The sequence below is a fragment of the Arthrobacter sp. SPT-J7 genome, from assembly GCF_059089965.1.
Map to the genome: position 1 here is coordinate 1 of NZ_JBNHFF010000251.1, position 4,537 is coordinate 4,537.

Annotated in this window: 4 protein-coding genes; 1 reads left to right on the forward strand and 3 read right to left on the reverse strand. The window is 65.9% G+C overall.

Annotated elements, in window-relative coordinates:
- The first annotated feature begins 579 nt into the window (after positions 1 to 579).
- On the forward strand, positions 580 to 1,002 hold the full coding sequence (locus AC5RWX_RS30640; RefSeq protein WP_494099972.1) for an Hsp20/alpha crystallin family protein: 423 nt from the start codon (positions 580 to 582) through the stop codon (positions 1,000 to 1,002).
- Between the two features lie 175 nt (positions 1,003 to 1,177).
- Here AC5RWX_RS30640 and AC5RWX_RS30645 read toward each other — a convergent pair whose 3' ends face one another.
- The 3 genes from AC5RWX_RS30645 to AC5RWX_RS30655 form a co-directional block, all read right to left on the reverse strand.
- Positions 1,178 to 2,161, reverse strand: a complete 984-nt coding sequence (locus AC5RWX_RS30645) for an ADP-dependent NAD(P)H-hydrate dehydratase (RefSeq protein ID WP_494099973.1) — start codon at positions 2,159 to 2,161, stop codon at positions 1,178 to 1,180.
- The gene (locus AC5RWX_RS30650; protein WP_494099974.1) at positions 2,145 to 2,921 is read right to left on the reverse strand and encodes a histidine phosphatase family protein; all 777 of its coding nucleotides are present in this window, start codon (positions 2,919 to 2,921) and stop codon (positions 2,145 to 2,147) included. The genes AC5RWX_RS30645 and AC5RWX_RS30650 overlap by 17 nt, the downstream gene beginning before the upstream one ends.
- A gap of 156 nt (positions 2,922 to 3,077) precedes the next feature.
- The coding region (locus tag AC5RWX_RS30655) for an alkaline phosphatase D family protein (RefSeq protein ID WP_494099975.1) at positions 3,078 to 4,537 on the reverse strand (1,460 nt) is incomplete at its 5' end.

Consider the following 4,537-nt stretch of genomic DNA (forward strand, 5'->3'; position numbering starts at 1 on the left):
TATCCAGCCACCCGCCATCACCTCCTGCAGGATTCTTGGGCGTTCCCTATCAGGTTCAGTCCCCCTCGGATCAGCCATAACAACCAAACGTGATGGCACCTCGAGGGAGACCGGCGCCCTAGTGGGCTTTCGGCGGCAGGCGTATCCTGTTCACGCCAAGGCACATCCGCCCAGCGTGAGAGGGGAAGTTTATGACCATCCCGCCAGTGCACGAGCCCGAGCCGTTCCCGCCGGAACCGGGTCCGGACCAGCCTGATCCCACCCAGCCCGGCCATCCTGGCCCGAATCCATTTCCGACGCCGGCTCCTCCCGGACCGCTGCCTGTCCCTGATCCAGGTCCTGCGCCGCTACGTCCCGACCCCACCCGCAGTTAGAGCAGAATTTCCACACACGGAAGGGGTCTTCGCGCAGCGCGGGGGCCCCTTCCGCTGTGTCCTGCGCGGATGGGAAAACGGGAAAAATTCTTCCTCGAAAGTGCTTGCAGACCTCCTTGGCCAGTGGTAAAAAATCTGTATCAGCCAATACAGATCGGCTGAGATCAAAAACAGTGTTGGACCGTCTCTTTCGAGGAGGGAAGCCATGTTGATGCGAACCGATCCGTTCCGCGAGCTGGACAGGCTGGCCCAGCAGGTCCTCGGCACGGCGGCGCGCCCGGCAGCAATGCCAATGGACGCGTGGCAGGAGGACCAGGAATTTGTAGTCGCCTTTGATCTGCCCGGCGTCACAGCGGATTCAGTGGATCTGGATGTGGAACGGAATGTCCTGACGGTACGGGCGGAACGTCCGGAACCTGCGGGCAAGGACACCGAGTTGATTGCCTCCGAGCGGCCGCGCGGCGTGTTCAGCCGCCAGCTGATCCTCGGGGACACCCTGGATACTGACAACGTTAAGGCTACATACGACGCCGGTGTCCTGACGCTGCGGATTCCTGTCGCCGAAAAGGCCAAGCCGCGCAAGATCGAGATCGAAACGAAGGGGGCACAGCAGGAAATCGCCGCCTAGTTTCAGCACAGAATCGGAAGTCGGGCATTGATTGTTGACTGCCTCTTAGGGCGTTTGTCATTCTGAGCACGCCACCGCGCTAAATAGCGTACCGGCAGTGACGCCTGAACTTGCCGATACGGTGGCCCCCGGGCTTTGTCCGGGGGCCATCCCATGTGCGGGCCGCGCCCAGGCTTCAGGTGTTCAGCTCCAGCATCAGCGCGGGCAGTTCGTCGGCCAGTTCGCGGGCAAGGAACCCGAGGGGGCCCATCCTGCTGGCAAGCCTGTCGGCCGCTGCGGCATGGAGGTGCGTTCCCCAGCAGGCGGCCTGTGCGCTGGTGGTTCCCCGGGCCCGGAGGCCAGCGATCGCCCCGGCCAGGACGTCCCCGCTGCCCGAGGTCCCCAGCCCGCCGTAGCCGGTTGTTATCTTCCAGAGTTCCGCCTCCTCCGGTGCGTCCCCGCCGGAGGGCCGTGCGATGAAGCCTTGGCAGCTCACCACGGCCTGGAACTTATCGGCGATCTCAACCACGTCCGCTGTCAGGTCCTCCACCTCCCGGCCCAGCAGGATAGCTGCCTCCTTGGGATTAGGCGTAAGGATCAGGCGGCCCTTCCATGGGTCCAGCCGGTCCGCCAGCTTCACGAGGCCACCCAGGGCATAGGCATCGAGTACGACGGCGGGACCACTTCCCGCGCTTCCTTCACCAGAGCCTGAATCACCGGAGCTTGAATCCCCGGAGCCTGAATCGTCGGAGCCGTCCGCTTCCCGGTCCAACAGCGCCCGCAGCAACTCCTCGGCAAGGTCCGGATCGTCGAGTCCGGGGCCAATCAGGATGGCATCGGCACGGCCGAGGTATGAAGAGATCCGGTCCAGTCCCTCGCCGGTCACGGACCCCTCTGCGGTTTCGGGCAACCCCATCGCCCCGCATTCGGGAAGCGCCACACCGAGTTGCATGGCGACGGATTCGGCCACCGCGAGGGTGAGCTTTCCGGCGCCGGCCCGCAGCGCAGCAGTACCGGCCAGCAGTGCGGCACCGGGCGTGGCCCGCGCACCGCCGATCACCAGCACCGAGCCGCGGGAATACTTGTCCTGGCCCGGAGCCGGCAACGGCCAGTCGCGCAGCAGTGACGGCGTCACCAGGGTAGGCGAAGCAGCGGCAACGGAATCACTTGGGGTGGACACTGGCGTCTCCTGCGTGTTCGGTGACTGTAACACCCTGCTCGCTGAGGTGGTCCACCACGTTGAAACTCTCCAAAGTCCAAGGCCCTTCGCCGGACGGGCGGACGTACCGGGTCAGGGAGGCATTAAGCACCGACGTGCTCGCCGCAAGATCGAGGATCTCCCGCTCCGTCATTCCCTCCAGCACATACCGGAACAGCAGGATCACGGCGTCGTGGCAGACGAGCATCACCCGATGCCCGGTGCCGAGGTTGTTCAGTTCATCCAGGACGGACCGGAGCCGTAGGGCCACATCAGCCCAGGATTCACCGCCCGGCGGCCGGTAGTACATCTTGCCCAGCCACTCCCGGCGCTCTGCCTCTTCCGGAAAGCGATTTTCAACGCCCCGGCGGGTCAGCCGGTCAAGGATGCCGAGTTCGCGGTCCCGCAGCCGTTCATCGGTCCGCACTTTCACCGGCCAGCCCGCGGTCTCAATGGCGATCTCGGCGGTCTGGCGTGCGCGGGCGTAAGGGGAGGAAACGACGGCATCCGGCCGCAGGTCCTCGGTGATCCGCGCCAGCGCCGTGCCCAGGGCCTTTGCCTGCTCCTGCCCCGTACCCGACAGGTTCACGTCAGCGTCCCGCGCGGGCACCTCGATGACTTCTGCCCCCGCCAGCCGCGCATCAGTTGCAGCCACGTTGCCTTCACTCTCACCGTGGCGGATCAGGATCAGTTCCACCGCCCCGGCTTCCTGGACAGCCTCAGTCAGCCCGTCCTCTTTCACAAAGAATCACCCCGTCCTTGTCCGTGCCGAATGCAGGAACATTACCAGCGGCGTACCCACCGGGCAGTGTCAGTAAACGGAGGAAAGCAAACCGACGACGGCGGCTCGCAGCCAGGGGAGCCAGGCACCCCGCCTTGCTGGCACCGCCGGCAGGGGTTAGCGTTCCGGCGTCAGCGCCTTCGAGAACACTGTGCCGCCGTTGGCATTGCGCAGGCTCACTGTGAAGGAGTCCTCATCCAGCTGCACGTGCCCGAAAAACTGATTCTCGCCGTCACGCGGTGATTCGCCAGGGAAGCGTCCGGCCTTGGCGAAGACCACCTCGGGGCCAAAGGTGCCGTCCATTGCATTGGGGCCAAAGGATCCTGCCGCGATGGGCCCGGCCACGAACTCCCAGAACGGGTCGAAGTCGGAGAAGGCCGCGCGCTCGGGGGAATAGTGGTGGGCGGCGCAGTAATGCACATCGGCCGTCAGCCAGACCACGTTCTTAACCCGGTTGTGCTTGAATGCGCTCAGCACCCCGGCAATCTCAAGCTCGCGCCCCAAGGGTGCACCGGCGTCGCGGTTTGCCAGGCTCTCCTGGTTCACGGCGCCATCGGGCACAATGATGCCCAGCGGGAGGTCCGCAGCAATCACCTTCCATGTCGCCTTGGATGTGGACACCTCGCGGATGAGCCAGTCCACCTGCTCCTGGCCGAGGATGGGCGTTGCGTAGGGCTCCTTGCCGTCTGTGTTCGGCGACTTGAACGTGCGCATGTCCAGGCAGAAGATGTCCAGCTGCGGGCCGCGGCTGATCTTCCGGTAGATGCGCGCGGGCTGGTACTGGCCGGCGTCGTCGAACGTTCCGGGCCGCCACAGTGCTGAGGAGTCGGCGATGGGCATGTTCTCCTGCCACGCCTGCCGGCCGCGTGCTGCGAGGGTGTTGACGTCGCGCACGGTGTAGCGGGGGTCGTCGAGGATCTCGCCGGGGTACCAGTTGTTGGTGGTCTCGTGGTCATCCCAGTTGGCAATGACCGGGACGTCCGCGAACATGGCGCGCATGTTGGCGTCCATGGAGTTGTACCGGTGCCGGCCGCGGAACTCGGTGAGGGTTTCGGCCACCTTGGACACCTCCTCGGTCACCAGGTTCCGCCACACCTGCCCGTCCCGTTCCACTACGGTTTCGGTAAGCGGACCGTCAGCGTACACGGTGTCGCCAGAGTGGATGAAGAAGTCCGGCCGCGTCTGGTGCATCGCCCGGTAGCCGCGCATCCCGCCGATCTCCTTGTTGATGCCCCAGCCCTGCCCTGCGGTGTCGCCGGTCCACACAAAGCTTTGGGCGGACGACGCCGGTACGTTACCTCCTGCGCTTGTGTCGCCGGTGCGGCCCCTGCCGTCGAACGTCCCGGCATCGGGGGCCGTGCGGAAGGTGCCGCGGACGGCCTCGCCGGCAGCGCCGCCGTCGTCCTCGAAGCTGATTTCGAGGGCAAAGCGCGTGTTGGAGGGGAGGTTCCCGGCGTGGATCTTGGCGGTGAAGTCGGAAGCCGGGGTGGCGCGCGGCCCGTGAACAGGGCGCCCACCGGAGCCGCGGCCGCGCACGATCCCGCCGCCGCCGGCCACCGCCCGCCGCACCGCCGTCA

What these genes read in the sequence shown, in the direction of transcription:
- AC5RWX_RS30640 (WP_494099972.1), top strand. Translation starts at nt 580, where the DNA reads ATGTTGATGCGAACCGATCCGTTCCGCGAGCTGGACAGGCTGGCCCAG.